Source organism: Arthrobacter sp. P4_H3 (genome assembly GCF_056400885.1).
The window spans coordinates 238,651-254,857 of record NZ_JBFUKK010000003.1 but is presented as its reverse complement, the minus strand read 5'-3'; the positions used below and the strand labels follow the sequence as shown (position 1 = coordinate 254,857).

General features: G+C 65.5%; 16 protein-coding genes and 1 tRNA gene. 9 read left to right on the top strand and 8 right to left on the bottom strand.

Going from position 1 to position 16,207, the window contains the following annotated elements:
* Positions 1-2: 2 nt before the first annotated feature.
* Together AC1DRE_RS06435 and AC1DRE_RS06430 are read right to left on the bottom strand one after the other, a co-directional pair.
* Positions 3-485 carry an FHA domain-containing protein FhaB/FipA gene (locus AC1DRE_RS06435; RefSeq protein ID WP_476983842.1) on the bottom strand — a complete coding sequence of 161 codons (483 nt, stop codon included), beginning with the start codon at positions 483-485 and terminating at the stop codon, positions 3-5.
* Positions 482-1,228: an FhaA domain-containing protein gene (locus tag AC1DRE_RS06430; RefSeq protein WP_476983841.1), complete on the bottom strand. Its 747-nt coding sequence runs from the start codon at positions 1,226-1,228 to the stop codon at positions 482-484. The genes AC1DRE_RS06435 and AC1DRE_RS06430 overlap by 4 nt, the downstream gene beginning before the upstream one ends.
* Before the next feature lie 353 nt (positions 1,229-1,581).
* On the opposite strand from AC1DRE_RS06430, the gene AC1DRE_RS06425 reads away from it, so the two are divergent.
* Positions 1,582-1,664: transfer RNA gene (locus AC1DRE_RS06425), tRNA-Leu, on the top strand.
* 144 nt (positions 1,665-1,808) lie between these two features.
* Here AC1DRE_RS06425 and AC1DRE_RS06420 read toward each other — a convergent pair.
* Complete coding sequence (locus AC1DRE_RS06420; RefSeq protein ID WP_476983840.1) at positions 1,809-2,201, bottom strand: universal stress protein; 393 nt, start codon at positions 2,199-2,201, stop codon at positions 1,809-1,811.
* Positions 2,198-3,148 carry a 2-hydroxyacid dehydrogenase gene (locus tag AC1DRE_RS06415; protein WP_476983839.1) on the bottom strand — a complete coding sequence of 317 codons (951 nt, stop codon included), beginning with the start codon at positions 3,146-3,148 and terminating at the stop codon, positions 2,198-2,200. Before AC1DRE_RS06415 ends, AC1DRE_RS06420 begins: the two co-directional genes overlap by 4 nt.
* A gap of 308 nt (positions 3,149-3,456) precedes the next feature.
* Here AC1DRE_RS06415 and AC1DRE_RS06410 point away from each other — a divergent pair, with 308 nt between their 5' ends.
* The 6 genes from AC1DRE_RS06410 to AC1DRE_RS06385 are packed head-to-tail and all read left to right on the top strand — an operon-like array spanning position 3,457 to position 9,898.
* Positions 3,457-5,016: an ABC transporter substrate-binding protein gene (locus AC1DRE_RS06410; RefSeq protein ID WP_476983838.1), complete on the top strand. Its 1,560-nt coding sequence runs from the start codon at positions 3,457-3,459 to the stop codon at positions 5,014-5,016.
* Between the two features lie 28 nt (positions 5,017-5,044).
* The gene (locus AC1DRE_RS06405; RefSeq protein ID WP_476983837.1) at positions 5,045-5,974 is read left to right on the top strand and encodes an ABC transporter permease; all 930 of its coding nucleotides are present in this window, start codon (positions 5,045-5,047) and stop codon (positions 5,972-5,974) included.
* A gap of 8 nt (positions 5,975-5,982) precedes the next feature.
* Entirely contained in the window at positions 5,983-6,981 is a 999-nt protein-coding gene (locus AC1DRE_RS06400) for an ABC transporter permease (protein WP_476983836.1), read from the top strand.
* Positions 6,978-8,120, top strand: coding sequence for an ABC transporter ATP-binding protein (locus AC1DRE_RS06395; RefSeq protein ID WP_476983835.1), 1,143 nt, complete (start codon positions 6,978-6,980; stop codon positions 8,118-8,120). Before AC1DRE_RS06400 ends, AC1DRE_RS06395 begins: the two co-directional genes overlap by 4 nt.
* Positions 8,113-9,162: an ABC transporter ATP-binding protein gene (locus AC1DRE_RS06390; protein WP_476983834.1), complete on the top strand. Its 1,050-nt coding sequence runs from the start codon at positions 8,113-8,115 to the stop codon at positions 9,160-9,162. Before AC1DRE_RS06395 ends, AC1DRE_RS06390 begins: the two co-directional genes overlap by 8 nt.
* Before the next feature lie 10 nt (positions 9,163-9,172).
* Complete coding sequence (locus tag AC1DRE_RS06385; RefSeq protein ID WP_476983833.1) at positions 9,173-9,898, top strand: TSUP family transporter; 726 nt, start codon at positions 9,173-9,175, stop codon at positions 9,896-9,898.
* A gap of 43 nt (positions 9,899-9,941) precedes the next feature.
* On the opposite strand, the gene AC1DRE_RS06380 is transcribed toward AC1DRE_RS06385, so the two are convergent.
* On the bottom strand, positions 9,942-10,973 hold the full coding sequence (locus AC1DRE_RS06380) for a 2-hydroxyacid dehydrogenase (protein ID WP_476983832.1): 1,032 nt from the start codon (positions 10,971-10,973) through the stop codon (positions 9,942-9,944).
* A complete protein-coding gene (locus tag AC1DRE_RS06375) occupies positions 10,967-12,268 on the bottom strand; it encodes a glucarate dehydratase family protein (RefSeq protein ID WP_476983831.1) in 1,302 nt (433 codons plus the stop codon). The genes AC1DRE_RS06380 and AC1DRE_RS06375 overlap by 7 nt, the downstream gene beginning before the upstream one ends.
* 122 nt (positions 12,269-12,390) lie before the next feature.
* On the opposite strand from AC1DRE_RS06375, the gene AC1DRE_RS06370 reads away from it, so the two are divergent.
* Positions 12,391-13,302 carry a LysR family transcriptional regulator gene (locus AC1DRE_RS06370; RefSeq protein WP_104174643.1) on the top strand — a complete coding sequence of 304 codons (912 nt, stop codon included), beginning with the start codon at positions 12,391-12,393 and terminating at the stop codon, positions 13,300-13,302.
* 34 nt (positions 13,303-13,336) lie between these two features.
* Here the strand turns inward: AC1DRE_RS06370 and AC1DRE_RS06365 are convergent, their stop codons facing one another.
* Both AC1DRE_RS06365 and AC1DRE_RS06360 read right to left on the bottom strand, forming a co-directional pair.
* Positions 13,337-14,032: a FadR/GntR family transcriptional regulator gene (locus tag AC1DRE_RS06365; RefSeq protein ID WP_476983830.1), complete on the bottom strand. Its 696-nt coding sequence runs from the start codon at positions 14,030-14,032 to the stop codon at positions 13,337-13,339.
* A 10-nt stretch (positions 14,033-14,042) separates the two neighbouring features.
* The gene (locus AC1DRE_RS06360) at positions 14,043-15,170 is read right to left on the bottom strand and encodes an L-talarate/galactarate dehydratase (RefSeq protein ID WP_476983829.1); all 1,128 of its coding nucleotides are present in this window, start codon (positions 15,168-15,170) and stop codon (positions 14,043-14,045) included.
* Positions 15,171-15,359: 189 nt separating this feature from the next.
* On the opposite strand from AC1DRE_RS06360, the gene AC1DRE_RS06355 reads away from it, so the two are divergent.
* A complete protein-coding gene (locus AC1DRE_RS06355; protein ID WP_476983828.1) occupies positions 15,360-16,187 on the top strand; it encodes a sulfurtransferase in 828 nt (275 codons plus the stop codon).
* The last annotated feature ends 20 nt before the right edge of the window (positions 16,188-16,207 follow it).

The following is a 16,207-nucleotide window of genomic DNA, read 5'->3' as shown; positions in this document are numbered from 1 at the left end:
GGCTATGGCCTCAATTCGATGACCGTCTTGCCGATTCTCACGGGGACACCGAGCTCCACCGGGAGGGCTCGGGTGAGCTGCTGATTGTTGAGATACGTGCCATTGGTCGAGCCAAGATCCTCGATGAACCAGCGGCTGCCCTGCGGGAACAGCCGGGCGTGCCGGCCTGAGGCGTAGTCGTCCTCAAGGACCAGCGTGGCTTCCTGCGCGCGACCCAACAGGATGGGACTCTCGGCAAGCGGGATGGTGTGGCCTTTGAGCGGACCCTCTGTGACAACCAACTGCCGGGCCTGCTGTTTCGCGGGCGGCGGAGCGGCTTCCGCCAGTTCGGGATGTTTGCGTACCTGGCGGGCAGTCGGGGCACCCATGGAGGCCTTCCGGCCGATCATCAGGTCCCGGCGCATGGTGGACACGATGCTGAAGATAAGGACCCACAGCAACAGGAGGAACCCGAAGCGCAGGGCCGTAATGGTCAGTTCGCTCACTGGCGGCCACCGGAGTTGGCGGGCAAAAGGCGGAAGATGATTTTGGTCCGTCCCATCGTGATGGTGGAGCCGTCAGTAAGGTCTACGCTGCCTACGACCTTGTGTCCGTTGACGTAGCTGCCGTTGGTGGATCCCAGGTCGACGGCCTCTGTAGTGCCGTTGGTGGTGCGGATTTCAAGGTGGCGGCGGGAAACCCCGGTGTCGTCCACCAGGATGTCGGCCTCCGACGACCGGCCCAAAACGATGGACGCGGCATTCAGGGAGTATCGCTGTCCGTCAATGTCCAGGACCGGCTGGAGCCGAACCGGCTGGCGGCTCGGAGCAGCCGGGACGCTGTTCCGTGGCACGGGCGGAGCCGCAGCGGAACCGGAGGCGTTCTCAGTCTTTGAATCAATCTCGAAATCGCCCGCGCGGATTTCTTCGTCGCGGCGGAAGGAAATGCGGACCGAACCGCGGAGCGTGTAGCCCTGGCTCCGGACGTGGTTGATGACCACGTCACAAAGTTCTTCCGCCAGGGGCGTGCCCCACTCCTGTGCCCGCTTGAAGTCGTCGGCGCTGAGGCGGACGTCAAAAACATTGGGGGCAAGTGTGCGTCCGGCGGCGATGGTGATGGCCTTGTGGTCCACTTCCCGGCGAAGACGGCTGGCGATTTCCACAGGCTCAACCTGGGCGCGCGAACCGGTGGAGAAGACACCGCGGACGGCCTTTTCGATGCCGCGCTCGACTTTGTCCAGCATTCCCATGGCACCTCTCCTCTCCTGACGGCTGCGGGGCAGCACACGTTTCGGAACTCAGTTCACAACATTGCCGGGAGTGCGCCGGGGACGGGCACTCCTACATCAGATACTACTGGGCAGGGCTGTGAATGACCTTAATGCACAACGCCGGGGCGGGCAGAATAGTTCATCCGGGCCTGCGCTGGCGCGGTTCGGACCGCATCATCCGAAGGCCCCATCCCTGAGCGCGTTTCTGCCCGGACGGACAGCGGCAGGGCCCGATTGGTGTTTTGCCGTGGTTGTCCGTTATGCTTGATCTCGCTGCTTTTGCAAGGCTGGGAGTCCGGAAATCGGGCGTCTTGTCGGGTGAGAGAAGTTGCGCGCGAGTGGCGGAACGGCAGACGCGCTGGCTTCAGGTGCCAGTGTCCGAAAGGGCGTGGGGGTTCAAATCCCCCCTCGCGCACGCAAATGGAAGAACCCCGGTCTTAGGACCGGGGTTCTTCTGCTTTAACCTGACTCGCACGGCTTCTCCCTGCGGCGCGGTCCATTCCCCCTGGCGTTGCCGGGGGATTTCACCGTAAGGCGGGGAGGAACCGCACAGGTCGGATCAGGTGCGCGGGCCGACGTCTGGTTTAACCGCAGTGACCGGGCAGCCGGCTTCGAGGATGACGCGCTGGGCAGTGCTGCCCAGGAACAGCTTCCCCACCGGGGAGCGCCGCCGAACGCCGATCACTATCAGCTCAACATCCTCCTCATAGGAGGCATCGATCATGAAGTCCGCCGCGTCAGTGCCTTCGGTGGGGCGGAGTGCGGCCTGGACACCTGCGGCCGCTGCCGTGGCGATGGCGTGGCGGATGTCCGACTCCGCCTCGGCGGATGCCTCGCCCGCGGCGGGGCCCATGATCTGCAAGGCGGTTTTTCGCAGTGCCGCCTCCCCGATGGCGGCACTCAGCGCGGCACGGCCCTCCTGGCTGGCGACGTAGCCCACTGCCACGCTCATGCCTGCACCGCCGTCAGGACCGAACCCGTGGCCGCGAACTGCCGCAGGTTGGCGAGGGTAAGTTCTGCCATGGCCGCCCTCGTTTCGTGGGTCCCGCTCCCGAGGTGCGGCAGGAGCACCACGTTGTCCAGGGTGAGGAGGTCTTCCGGGACCTTCGGTTCCTCCGCAAAGACATCCAACCCGGCGCCGGCCAGCCGTCCGGCCAGCAGGGCAGCTACGAGAGCCTCCTCATCCACCACGGATCCGCGGGCGATGTTGATCAGGTAGCCCTTGGGCCCGATCGCATTGATGACGTCGGCGTCCACGAGTTTGGCCGAACCGGGTCCGCCTGCGGCGGCGACAATCAGCACGTCGCAACCGGCAGCGAGTTCGCGCGGTGAGGCTTTGTATTCATAGCTGACCCCGGCCACCGGATTGCGGCTGTGGTAGCTGATGTCGCAGTCGAAGCCTTCCAGCCTTCGGGCGATGACGCGCCCGATTCGGCCGAGTCCGAGAATGCCCACTCTCTGGCCGCTGGCTTTGGTGGCCAGGGGGAAGTTGCCTTGGCTGAGCCAGTCGCCGCGGCGGACGAAGCGGTCCGCGGCGCTTACCCGGCGCAGGACGTCCAGGTACAAGGCGATGGCAGTGTCCGCCACGCAGTCGTTGAGGACATCGGGGGTGTTACTGACGGTGATGCCGCGCCGGGCGGCCTGGGCAACGTCCGTCGTGTCGTAACCGACGCCGAAGTTGATGACCGCGCGAAGGTTGGGCAGGGCGCGCATCAGGTCCGGTCCGACGCCGAACTTTCCGGAGGTCACGGCAACCTCGAAGGTCCCGCCGTGGTGCTGCAGGAATTCTTCCCGCTCCGGGGTGGAGTCGGGGAGCCGCACGGCGTCGTACTCGCTCCTGATGGATTGTTGGACGGTTGGCATGAGTGGCCCTACCTGCAGGACAGCGATGTTCTTCATATCTGCACCCTAGGTTTCCGATCCATACGCGTCCAACATGTAAATGGCATGGATCGATGCCCGAAGTGTATCGATTGGACTACTTTGGCGGAACCGCGCGGATTTCCGCGATAAGTGGCGCCCATCATGGGGTGCCGGCGCCACGACCGGGCCAAGCCGCGCGTCCCCGGAGGGCGGCGAAAACCTTGTGGAGCCCTTTGGACCTCAACTAGCTTGAGTCCAGCGCGGCCCGAAACACCTGATCTTGTTGCCTGTTCCACTGGCGCAAGCGCACCCCCTGCCGCAAACACCCAATTCGGAGGAATCCAATGACGTCTTCTTCAAAGCCCCCATTTCCCGTTGCCTTGCTCAAATGGCCGGCCCTGGCATCCGTCGCGGTGCTCGGTCTTAGCGGGTGCTCAGTAGCCAATTCCGACGCCGGCGCCGCCTCCTCGAATACAGTGCGCGTGGTGCTCGGCCAGGAACCGCCCACCCTGGAAGCCTGTGAGTCGAACCTGACCTCCACCGGTGTTGTGGTGCGCTCGAACGTCACCGAACCGCTGATTGAACGCAACCCCCAGAGCGGCGAACTCGAGCCCAAGCTCGCCACTGAATGGAAAGCCACCACGGCCACCGAGTGGACCCTGAAGCTCCGGGAAGGCGTGACCTTCCAGGACGGCACGCCGTTCAATGCCGAAGCCGCCGCCTTCACCATCGAAAGAGCGGTCAACTCCAAGCTTGGCTGCAACGTGGAGGGCTACGTCTTCGGCGACGCGGACCTCGCCGTAAAGGCCGTGGATGCCACCACCCTGACCGTGACCACCCCCGAACCTGATCCGATCCTGCCGCTGCGCCTTTCGTTCCTCGAAGTGGTTCCGACGTCCACGAGCGCCACGGAGAAAGTCCGTGAGCCAATCGGCACCGGTCCGTACAAGATCGAGAAGTGGGACGCCGGCCAGAAGATCACGCTGGCCAGCTGGGACGGTTACTGGGGAGACAAGCCCGCCTACGCCAAGGCCGAATACCAGTGGCGCTCCGAGAGCTCGGTGCGCGCTGCCATGGTCACCAGCGGCGAAGCTGACGTTGCCATGGGGCTGAGCCCGGACGACAACATCGGAGACCTTGGCGTCGACTACCCGAACAACGAGACGGTGGCCCTGCGGCTCGACGCGAACGAGGCCCCGCTCAATGACATCCGCGTACGCCAGGCAGTCAATTACGCGCTGGACAAGGAGGGAATCGTCAACTCGCTCTACCAGGGCAAGCACCAGGTGGCTGCCCAGCTAATTCCCGAAGGCATCGTGGGGCACAACGCGGAACTGAAGGGCTGGCCGTTCGACCTGGACAAGGCGAAGTCCCTCGTAGCCGAGGCAAAGGCCGCGGGCGTTGATACGTCCGCGCAGATCTCGCTCGTGGTCCGCAGCGCACAGTTTCCCAAGATCACTGAACTGGCCCAGGTCCTCCAGGAGCAGCTGAGCCAGGCCGGCCTGAACGTGAAGCTGAAGATGCTCGAAACCAGCCAGCACCTGACGTACCAGGTCCGCCCGTTCGCGGACGACGAAGGCGCAGTTGCCCTGATGACCCAGCACGGCAACCAGGCCGGTGATGCGGCCTTCACGGTTGACCAGTACATGCTGTCCACCGGAGCGCAGAGCTACTTCGGCACGCCTGAGTTCGACGCCATGATCAAGAAGGCGGACGCGGCCTCCGGCGATGAACGGAAGAAGGACTTCGAGGAGATCTTCGCCTACCAGAACGACAAGGTTGTCCAGTTTGCCCACATCTCGCACCAGACCGGCATCATCGGCAAGGCCAAGTCCGTGAAATACACGCCGAATTCGTCCAGTGGCGACGAGCTGCGTGTCTCGGAAATGACCCCGGCAAACTAGCGCGGACCTCCGGGAAAGAAGGACAGCCATGCTGATCTACCTGAGAAAGCGGATTGTCTCCAGCGCTTTGCCGCTGCTGGTGGTGATCGTTGGCGTGTTCGCGCTGGCCAGAATGACGGGAAACCCCGCCAGCCTCTACCTGCCGCTGAATGCCACCCAACAGATGCGCGACGACTTCACCGCGCGGCACGGGCTGGACCAGCCGCTGCTGGTGCAGATGGCCGACTACTTCGGCGGAGTGCTCCGGCTCGATTTCGGGCAGTCGCTGCGCACGGGGCAGGATGCCGCGGCCATGGCGCTGCGTGCCTTCCCCGCCACCCTGCAGCTGGCCGCCACCACCATGGTGCTGGCGGTGCTGCTGGCCCTGGTGGTCGGTTGCTGGGCTGCGCTGAAGCCGAACGGCATTGCGGACCGCATCTCAAGTTTCGTCTCGATGGCTGCCGCGTCGATCCCGGACTTCTGGCTGGCAATCGTGGGCATCTGGGTCTTCGCCATTACCCTGGGCTGGCTCCCGACATCAGGTGTGTCGGGAGCCGGCGCCTGGGTGCTGCCCATCGCCACGTTGCTCCTGCGGCCGTTCGGCGTGCTGGTCCAGATCGTCCGCGGCTCCATGGTCTCCGCCCTTTCGGAGCCCTACATCAAACTGGCCCGCAGCCGCGGAGCAGGCGAACTCCGCGTGGTCACCCACCACGCGCTCCGCAATGCGGCCGCCCCTGCGCTGACGGTGGCCGGCGACCTGACCGTGGGCCTCGTCAACGGCGCCGTGGTGGTGGAGACCATCTTCGGCTGGCCGGGGATCGGAAAGCTCATGATCGATTCGATCCTGCAGCGGGACTTCGCCGTCCTGCAGGCAGCCGTCCTGCTCACTGCCGTCGCGATCTTTGCCCTGAACATCCTCATCGACATGGGGTACGCGCTGCTGGACGCGCGCGTCCGTCCCGTCACAGTTAAGGCTTAGGAGTAGCCATGAAGAGTTCACTGACTGAGGGTGTGGCGCCGGAGCAGCTGCCGGTGGCCCACGAACACCAGAACGAAAAGAATGACGGAAAACAGGATGGAAAGCTGAGCCTCTTCCGTCTCCTGCTCAAGGACCGCTTTGCTACCGTCTCTGCGCTGATCCTGCTGTTCGTCGGCCTGACCGCCCTTGTCGGCCCCGCGCTGATGGGCGATTTGGCCACCAAACAGAACCTGCTGTTCGCCAACAAAGCACCTTTCACACTGGCGCACGGCTGGGAATACTTCCTGGGAAGTGATTCGCTGGGCCGCAGCATGCTGGCCCGCCTGGTGGTGGCGAGCCGGACCACCCTGTCCGTCGCTTTGCCGGCGGTGGCCGGGGCCCTGTTCGTTGGCTCCCTGTGGGGCGTGTGGGCAGGCTATCACCGGGGCTGGCGGGAGAACGTGTCCATGCGCATCGCCGACGTGATCATGAGTTTCCCGTCCCTGCTGCTCGCCGTCGTCGTGCTTTATGTGTTCAGCCCCAGCGCAGCAAACATCGTGCTGATCCTGGCCCTTACCCGCATCCCTATATACCTGCGCACCGCACGTGCCGAGTCGGCGGAGCTCCAGAGCCGGACATTTGTTGATGCGGCACGCACGTTCGGCGCCAAGCCAAACGCGATCATCGTCAGGCACGTCATCCCGGTGGTGCTGCCGACGCTCCTGACGCTGGCCACGCTCGAGTTCTGCTACGTGATGCTTGCCGAGTCGTCACTGAGCTTCCTGGGCATCGGCATCCAGCCTCCGGACGTCAGCTGGGGCCTGATGGTCTCCCAGGGCCGGCAGTACCTGCAGACCGCGTGGTGGCTGTCGATCTTCCCCGGTGTTGCCATCGTGGTCACCACCATCGCCGCCAACGTCCTCGCCGCCTGGCTGCGGATCGCTACCGATCCCGCCCAGCGCTGGCGCCTCGCACTTCCCCGCAAGCGGCTAATCGCCCGCATCCCAGACAAGGAGGCAAAGCCGTGAAAACAGCTACCGACCAAGCGCCCGCCAAACGCTCGCGTGCCGCAGCCGCAGCAACAGCCGCAGGCACAGGGCAGGCGAAGGCGCACGACGTCGTCCTGCAGGTCCGCGACCTCGCGGTGGACATCCGCACACACCGTGGCACAGTGCGCGCCGTCAACAGCGTGGCTTTCGAGGCCCGCGCCGGAGAGACGCTGGCGCTGCTCGGGGAATCAGGCTGCGGAAAATCCATGACAGCCAAGGCACTTGCCGGGATCATGGATCCCGTCTGCGACCTGGCTGACGGTGAGATCCTCCTCAACGGCACCGACCTCGCCGCGCTCAGCGCCAAGGAACGGCTCAAGTTTGCCGGGCCCGAGCTGGGCATCGTCTTCCAGGACGCCCTGACTGCGCTGAACCCGGTCTACACGGTGGGCACGCAACTGGGTGAGGCCTTCCGTATCCACCGCGGCCTCAACGCCAAGCAAGCACGGGCTGAGGCGATTGACCTGATGAAGCGCGTCGGAATCCCCGAACCGGAATCCAGGATCAATTCCTACCCCCACCAGTTCTCCGGCGGCATGCGCCAGCGCATCCTCATCGCTATGGCCGTTGCCCTCAACCCGCGCCTGCTGATCGCCGATGAACCCACCACCGCCCTGGACGTCACAGTGCAGGCGCAGATCATGCAACTTCTGCGGAAGCTCCGGGAGGAGGGCCGGATGGCCGTCATCCTCATTACCCACGACCTTGCGGTGGTGGCCGAGGAGGCCGACTCCGTGGCCGTGATGTACGCCGGCAACGTGGTGGAGAGCGGACCGGTCTCCGAGGTTTTCGCCGACCCGCGCCACCCCTACACCAAAGGGCTGCTGGAATCGGTGCCCGTCCACCTGGAGCGCGGCGCCCGGCTGAAGTCAATTGCCGGCAGTCCGCCGGAGCTCCACGACATTCCCGCCGGCTGCGTCTACCAATCCCGCTGCCCGCTGGTGCAGGACATCTGCCGGGCGGAGCGGCCCGTGCTCCGTCCGGTCACCCCGGTTACAGGCACACCGGTCACTGGCGCTCCGGTCTCAGGCACACCCGTGAACGTCCCTTCCGGCACGGAGCCGCGGCCCACGCGCACCGCCGCCTGCCACTTCAGCGAGGAGATCAACAATGTCTGAGCCGCTTCTGAAAATTGACGGCCTGACCAAAACGTTCCATGTGGCCAAGAGCGCCAGCGGAAACACCCGGCTCAAGGCCCTGGACGGCATCAGCCTGACAGTGGGCCGGGGGGAGACGCTCGGGCTGGTGGGCGAGTCCGGCTGCGGCAAGTCCACGCTGGCGCGGACCCTGATGATGCTGGAAACACCGGACGAGGGGACCGTGAGCTTTGAGGGAACCAACCCGTTCGGGCTCCGCGGCAAGGAACTGCTGAGCTGGCGGCGGCGCGTGCAGATGGTCTTCCAGGACCCGTTCGCCTCCCTGAACGCGCGGATGAACGCCGGCGACATCATCGCCGAGCCCTGGGCCACCCACCGTGGCCTCTACCCGACGTCCCGGGAACGCGAGGCCAGGGTCCGCGAGCTGCTCCACATGGTGGGGCTGCGCCCCTCCGACGCACGCAAGTCGCCGCAGGAATTCTCCGGCGGCCAGCGCCAGCGCATCGGCATCGCCCGTGCCCTGGCCCTGAACCCGGATGTCATCATCCTCGACGAGCCGGTCTCGGCCCTGGACCTTTCCGTCCAGGCGCAGGTCCTGAACCTGCTCAACGAGCTCCAGCAGGAACTCGGGGTGTCCTACATCTTCATCTCGCACGACCTGACCGTGGTACGCCATGTGGCGGACAGGGTGGCCGTGATGTACCTCGGCCGGATCATCGAGACAGGGGCCACCGAGGAAGTCTTTGACCACCCCCGGCATCCCTACACTGCGGCCCTGATGTCAGCGTCCCCCAAGCTGGACGTCACCGGAACCAAGCGGGACAGGATTGTCCTCCAGGGCGAGCTGCCCTCTCCGCTGGATCCGCCGTCGGGCTGCCGTTTCCGGACGCGGTGCTGGAAAGCCGAGGACATCTGCGCTGAACTGTCGCCGGAGCCGCAGGTCCTGGCGGCCCCTGACGGCACGAAGCATGTTGCCGAGTGCCATTTCCCGCTCGATTCCATCAAGGGCCTGACCGGCGCCACGGCCGCGGCCATGTCCACTGCCGCTGCTGCCGCCCAGTGACGGAACCTGAGTGACTGGTGCGGAGTATGCCGTCATCGCCGGGGTGGTCTTCCTGGCCGCGTGCCTGCAGGCGTCCAGCGGCTTCGGCATGGGCATGCTCGCAGCGCCGGTGATCGCGATGGTGGATCCGGCGCTGCTTCCGGCCACGCTGATCCTCCTCGCCTTCCTGGTCACCGTGATGGTGACCGTGCGGGAGCGCCAAAGCCTGGATCTGAGGGGCACGGGCTGGGCTTTGGTGGGCCGGATTCCCGGGAGTTTCGTTGGTGCGTGGCTGGTGACGGTGCTGTCCAAGGAAGGCCTCGCCTGGGTAGTGGTGGCCGTGGTGCTGACCGGCCTGGTGCTGGCGGGCCGCGGCTGGGCGCCCCGCCCCGTCCGCGCCAACCTGATCGCTGCCGGCGCGGCCTCCGGCATCATGGGCACCGCCACCTCCATCGGCGGCCCGCCCATGGCCCTGGTCTGGCAGGGACACCATGGTCCCAAGCTGCGCGGCACCATGAGCGCGTTCTTTATGGCGGGATCGTCGATTTCGATGGTGATGCTGTGGATGACCGGCGCGGTCACTCCGGAGATGCTTTCCCTGGCGCTGTGGATGGTTCCTGCGGCCGTTGGCGGCTACGCGGCATCCCGGTTCGTTAATCGCTTCCTCAACGCCGCACGCCTGAAGGCACTGGCCTTGGGGGCGTCGGCGCTGGGAAGCTGCATGCTGATCGTGCAGTTGGTCCTGGCGGCTCCGTAGCCTTAACGGGCCTTGGCTGGGCGGCTAGGCAGCCGGGAACTTGCTACGCAGCCGGAACGGGCCGTTGCACCATGTTCGCGAGCTCCCCGCCGCGCGCCAGCAGCCCGATGTTGGCGGCAATGTCCGCCGCCCGGCGTTCAAAGGTGATGCGCGCATGACCGGAATGGTGCGGAGTCAGGACGGTGTTCTGCAGGGACGCGAACGGCAGTTCCGCAGGCGGAACCATGCCATCCGCGGGCGACCCCCACCAGACGTCGAGGCCCGCTCCGGCGATGCGCCGTTCCTTCAGGGCTGCGTACAGCGCGCCCTGGTCAACCACGGGTCCGCGTGCCACGTTAATAAGGAACGCCGAGGGTTTCATGGAAGCCAGTTCGGCCGCCCCGATCATCCCTTCTGTGTCGGAACCCAGCGGCACGGTCACCACTACGACGTCGGACGCGGCCAGGAGCCCGTGGAGCTCGTGGTTTCCGCCCACCCAGTCGAGGCGGACTCCCTGTGGCAGGACGGCTGACGGATTGCGCCGCACGGCCCGGACCTTCATGCCCAGCATTCCGGCGACGCGGGCAACTTCAGCGCCGATGGAACCCAGGCCCACCAACCCCAGCGTCAGGTCGGCGAGGACGGGATGGAACGGCACGCCGTCGGCCGTTGCGATGGTCCGCCACTGCCCCCGGCGGATCTCCCGGTCGGCGGCGGCAACATTGCGGGAAAGCATCAGGGTGACCATCAGGACGTGCTCTGCGATGGGCCGTGCGTGGTGGAAGGTGTTGGCCACCAGGGCTGACGGCACCAGGTGCGGGAAGGAGATCTTGTCGTAGCCTGCACCCGTGACATGGACCAGCCGCACGCGGCCGGCAGCCTCCGCTTCCGTGGGGCCGAGGGAGGAGCAAACCACGACGTCGGCGCCCGCCAGGGCGCTAAGCCGGCGTTCGGGAGTCCAAGCCGCAGCCATGTCCCACTGGTGAGTGCCGCCGTCGGCCCTTAGCTTTTCCTCAAAGCGGCTGATGATGGGGTCCGTAACCACGATCTTCAGTGATTCCAGGCGGTCCGGATTCTGCTCCCCGGGGTTTACCACCGGGGGCTCTGAAGTTCATAGGAGGGGTGGAGCCGCTGCATATAGCCGGTGTCATCCCGGCTCCTGAGTCCGCAGTCCAGGTACTGGCGGTGCAGGCGTTCGAGTGCGTCACGGTCCACCTCGATTCCCAGGCCCGGGCCGGCGGGGACCTTGACGGCGCCGTCCGCGAACGTGAACACGCCGCCGGCAATGACGTCCTCCGACGGGTCCTTCCACGGCCAGTGCGTATCGCACGCGTAATCGAGGTTCGGGGTGGCTGCCGCCAAATGGACCATGGCGGCGAGGCTGATGCCCAGGTGGGAGTTCGAGTGCATTGACAGCCCCAGGCCGAACGTCTCGGTGATGCCGGCGAGGAACTGGGTGCGGCGGAGGCCGCCCCAGAAGTGGTGGTCCGAGAGGATGACATCCACTGCGCCGGCAGCCACGGCAGGCGCCACGTCCGCGAAGCTGACCACACACATGTTCGTGGCCAGCGGCATGTCCACGTCCCGGCGCACGGCCGCCATGCCCTCAATGCCGGGCGTGGGGTCTTCAAGGTACTCCAGAATGCCGTGCAATTCCTTGCCCACGCGGATGGAGGTCTCCACCGTCCAGGCGCCGTTGGGGTCGATGCGGAGGGGCAGATCGGGGAACTCCGCACGGAGGGCGTGGATGGCCGCGATCTCTTCTTCCGGCGCGAAGACGCCGGCCTTCAGCTTGAGCGCGCTGAAACCGTAGCGGTCCACCATGGTCCGGGCCTGCTTTACGATCCCGGCAGGATCCAGGGCCGCGCCCCAGGCGTCGTCTTCCTGGCCTGGGTGGCCCGCCCATTTGTAGAACAGGTACCCGCTGAACTGCACTGAGTCGCGGACGGCGCCGCCCAGGAGGTCGCTGACCGGCCGGCCGAGGAGCTTGCCCTGGATATCCAGGGCTGCGACGTCGAAGGCGGACAGCACGCGGTCGATTGTGCTCGAGCCGGTGACCATGCCGCTCATGCCGTGGCCGCCCTGGATGGTGTCCTGCTCCAGTGCCTGGACGATGCGGCTGCGCAGCCCGTTGATGTTGAAAACGTCCGTCCCGGGGAGGGCCGCAGCTGCGAGCTGGAGCCGGGCAACGTGGCCGGCATCGCCGTAGGTTTCACCGAAACCTGATACCCCGGCGTCCGTCCGGACCTCCACGATGGCACGCAGCGCGAACGGTTCGTGGACGCCCACGGTGTTCAGGAGCGGCGGGTCCTTGAAGGCCACCGGTGTGATGGAGACGCCCGTAATCCTGGCCTGGTTGACGTGCTGGGCGGGATCGTATGCCTGGTCCACTGCGCTGTGCTCCTTGGGTTGGCTCGGGGGTTGATTTACCTGCTCCGTTCACCGACCATAAGGGGAGTCATCGATCCAAGTCCAAGCCAATTTGTGCACTCAACAATTCAGTAAAGGTATGAATGTTCTCCCTACCCCAGTTAGAAGCGTTCGTGGCCGTTGCTGAAGAACTCCACTTCGGCGCCGCGGCTGAGCGGCTCAACATGACGCAGCCGCCGCTGAGCCGCCAGATCCAGATGCTCGAAAAGAAGCTGGGAACCCAGCTCTTCGGCCGCACCAGCAGGAAAGTGGAGCTGACCGCCGCAGGCGCCACCCTGCTTCCGCGGGCGCGGCAGATCCTGGATATGTGTATCAAGACGGACTTGGATGTCCGTCGGGTGTCCTCCGGCGAGGCGGGCGCCATCACGGTGGGGTACACGGCCATAGCGGGGCAGAGTGCGCTGCCGGTGATGCTGCGTCGTGCCGCGGAGGGGATGCCCGGGGTGTCGTTTGTGCTCCGGGAACTGGTCTCAACGGACCAGATGGACGGGCTGGTGAAGGGCAGTGTGGACATCGGCCTGCTGCGGCCCATAGTCGCCCGGCCGGGCGTGGTGTCCCGGCCGCTCATGCAGGACCGCCTGGTGGTGGCGCTGCCTGAGGGGAGTTCACTGCTGGGCAACATGGCGGCGCCGAAGGGGGAGCCGCTGCCCCTGGGGTCCCTGGACAGGCTGCCGTTGCTGATGTATTCCACCAAGGAGGCCCGGTACTTCCACGACCTGGTGCTCCGGCTGTTTGCCAGCGCCGGCGCCCATGCCAACATCACCCAATATGCGAGCCAGGTTCCGGCTCTCCTGGCCTTCGTCCAGGCCGGTCTGGGTGTGACACTGGTCCCCGCCTCCGCCATGGCTTTCGCCCCCGCCGGAGTGGAATTCCACGAGATCGACGGACGGCACGGCATTCAGGAGCTGAACCGGGTGGACCTGGAGCTGGCGTGGAACGAAGAAACAGCCAACCCCGCTGTCCTGCGGCTTCTTAGGCTAATCGAGACGTTCTGACCGGCGCACTGACCTTCGCCTGACCGGACGGGGCCTACTGACGACCGGCCCGGAGGCGCCGCCTCGAGTTGGCCAGGTGGCTGCGCATGGCAGCCGACGACGACGGTACGTCGCCTTCCGCGATGGCCGCATAGATGGATTCGTGCTCGTGGACCACTTGTTCGAAGTGGTCGCGGGCATAGTGTTCGACACCGGTCATCAGCCGGGTGCGGGGCATGGCGATCATGGTCTGGCCCAGCGATGCGAGGCAGTCCGAGTAGAAGGGGTTTCCCGACGCCGCGGCGATTGCCTTGTGGAATTCGTAGTCGGACTTCATGGCGTGCGCGGGGTGGTCGCCGCTGGCGGTGAACTCCTCCAGGGCGTTCAGGACGGCCTTCAGTTGCCGGTCCGTCCGGTTGCGGGCAGCAAGGGCGGCTGCTTCAGCCTCGACGCCGATCCTGAACTCGAGCAGGTGGAGCCGGTCCTCCATGCTCGCCACCGGCCGGCCTCCCGGTGCCAACGGATCGCCGTGCGGGGGCGGGGTCAGCGCGAAGCTGCCCCGCCCGCGTTCGGTTTCGACGAGTCCTTCGGCCTGCAACCGGGTGAGGGCTGCCCGGACCACGGTGCGGCTGACGCCGAACTCGCCGATCAGCGTGCTTTCGCTCGGAAGCTTGTCGCCGGGCTGGATGACGCCGTCAACGATGCGCGTGCGAAGGTCGGCGGCGAGGTCCGCGGTCAGGTTCCGGCTCATGCGTTCAAGGTTACGCGCCGAACTCCACGGACTCGGTGGTCCAGGCCCGGGCCTGGTCACTGAGGGTCACGCCCAGGCCCGGGCGGTCCGGAACCAGCATGCGGCCGTTCTTGGTTTCGAGGCGCTCGTTGAACAGCGGGTCCAGCCAGTCGAAGTGCTCCACCCACGGTTCGCGGGGGTAGGCGGCGGCGAGATGGAGGTGGATCTCCATGGCGAAGTGCGGTGCGAGTCCCAGCCCGCGCTCGTCCGCCAGCGCGGCCAGGCGCAGGAACTGGGTGATGCCGCCGACGCGGGGAGCATCGGGCTGGATGATGTCGCAGCCGTTGGCATTGATCAGGCCCTTGTGCTCGGCCACGGAGGCCAGCATCTCGCCGGTGGCGATGGGGGTGTCCAGGACGTTGGCGAGGTGGGCGTGGCCCTCGAAATCGTAGGCGTCCAGCGGTTCTTCGATCCAGATGAGGTTGAATTCCTCCAACTGCCGGCCCATGCGCAGGGCGGTGGCGCGGTCCCATTGCTGGTTGGCATCCACCATGAGCGGAACGTCCCAGCCGATGTGTTCGCGGATTCCGGCGACGCGGCGCAGGTCCTCTTCGCTGTCCGGAAGGCCGACCTTGATCTTGATGCCGCCGATTCCCTCCTCGATGGACTGGGCGGCGCGTGCCTTGACCTCGTCCAATGAGGCGTTGAGGAAACCGCCGGACGTGTTGTAGGTCTGGACGGAGTCGCGGTAGGAGCCGAGGAGCTTGGCCAGGGGCAGGCCGGCGCGCTTGGCCTTGAGGTCATAGAGGGCAATGTCGATCGCGGCCAGTGCCTGGGTGGCAACACCCGAACGGCCCACGGAAGCGCCGGCCCAGAGGAGCTTGGTGTAGATCTTGCCGATGTCATTGGGGTCCTCGCCGATGATGCCCTCGGCCACCTCCTTGGCATGCGCGTACTGGGCCGGCCCGCCTGCGCGCTTGGAGTAGCTGAAGCCGATGCCGCTGTGTCCCTGCTCGGTGGTGATTTCCGCGAAGAGGAAGGCCACCTCCGTCATGGGCTTCTGGCGGCCGGTGAACACCTTGGCGTCGCTGATCGGCACGGCCAGGGGAAGTCTTGCAGTGGAAAGTTTTACGTGGCGGATGAGGTCTACGGTGCTCATGGGTGCTCCTTGAAAGCAGGATGTCCGGGCTACATTGCCCTCCTGGTTAGAGTACAAGTCTTCAACTTGTATTACAAGTATCCGTCAGGCCTGGTGGGGGTTGCGGGATTTCGGATGACGGAGGGCAGGGTAGTTCACATGCTGAGATCGGCATCTCATTATGTGGCGGTGCCTTTTAGAATCCAACGTATGAGTAACGGCCACCCCAACCTGCAGCCCTTTGTCGACTGGAACTGGTGCGTCAGCAATCCAAGGGGGTACGTCCTCGTTGATACGCGATGGTATCTGGATGGTTCCTCGGGTAGGGACGCTTACCGTGCGGGCCATATCCCCGGTGCCGTGTTCGTCGACATGGATACGTGGCTTTCTGGCCCGGCCTCCAAAGAGGCAGGTCGGAACCCGCTGCCCGACCCCGAAGTGTTTGCACAAGGGATGCGGGAAAGCGGCATAGCTGACTCCGATGTCGTCGTTGCATATGACGACGCCGGTGGCGTCATAGCCGCGAGAATCGTATGGATGCTTCGGTCGGTAGGCAGAAGCGCTGCAGTCCTTGACGGCGGCATTGGCAGTTACCCAGGGGAGCTCGATACAAAGGAGCCGAAAAGATCGACCAGCGACTTTTCAGTCCAGGGATGGCCCACGGCTCTGCGGGCGGATATTGCGGAAGCGTCTTCGGGCCAATACAAGGTCGTGGACGCGAGGAACCGTGACCGCTTTGAGGGACGTCAAGACCCTGTCGACCCTCGCCCCGGCCACATACCAGGAGCAGTAAATGTGCCTTGCCGAGAGAACCTCGACTCATCAGGAAGACTATTCGCGGCCGAGCGTCTTCGCGCGAATTTTGAACGTGCAGGAATTGCCGCGGCCGAGAACACAATTGCATACTGCGGATCGGGTGTCACCGCGTGCCACAACCTCCTTGTAATGGAGCAGGTGGGACTGGGCCGCGGCAGGCTGTTCGTCGGCGGCTGGTCCCAATACGGGCACGCTACTGATAGGCCCGTCGAAACTGCCTGACGCGGCTGGCCTTTGAACAG

Coding starts and splice junctions, on each gene's coding strand:
- AC1DRE_RS06430 (WP_476983841.1), bottom strand. CDS start 1,228: ATGGGAATGCTGGACAAAGTCGAGCGCGGCATCGAAAAGGCCGTCCGC.
- AC1DRE_RS06420 (WP_476983840.1), bottom strand. CDS start 2,201: ATGAGCGTGGCAGTGGGCTACGTCGCCAGCCAGGAGGGCCGTGCCGCG.
- AC1DRE_RS06415 (WP_476983839.1), bottom strand. CDS start 3,148: ATGAAGAACATCGCTGTCCTGCAGGTAGGGCCACTCATGCCAACCGTC.
- AC1DRE_RS06410 (WP_476983838.1), top strand. CDS start 3,457: ATGACGTCTTCTTCAAAGCCCCCATTTCCCGTTGCCTTGCTCAAATGG.
- AC1DRE_RS06405 (WP_476983837.1), top strand. CDS start 5,045: ATGCTGATCTACCTGAGAAAGCGGATTGTCTCCAGCGCTTTGCCGCTG.
- AC1DRE_RS06400 (WP_476983836.1), top strand. CDS start 5,983: ATGAAGAGTTCACTGACTGAGGGTGTGGCGCCGGAGCAGCTGCCGGTG.
- AC1DRE_RS06390 (WP_476983834.1), top strand. CDS start 8,113: ATGTCTGAGCCGCTTCTGAAAATTGACGGCCTGACCAAAACGTTCCAT.
- AC1DRE_RS06370 (WP_104174643.1), top strand. CDS start 12,391: ATGTTCTCCCTACCCCAGTTAGAAGCGTTCGTGGCCGTTGCTGAAGAA.
- AC1DRE_RS06365 (WP_476983830.1), bottom strand. CDS start 14,032: ATGAGCCGGAACCTGACCGCGGACCTCGCCGCCGACCTTCGCACGCGC.
- AC1DRE_RS06360 (WP_476983829.1), bottom strand. CDS start 15,170: ATGAGCACCGTAGACCTCATCCGCCACGTAAAACTTTCCACTGCAAGA.
- AC1DRE_RS06355 (WP_476983828.1), top strand. CDS start 15,360: ATGAGTAACGGCCACCCCAACCTGCAGCCCTTTGTCGACTGGAACTGG.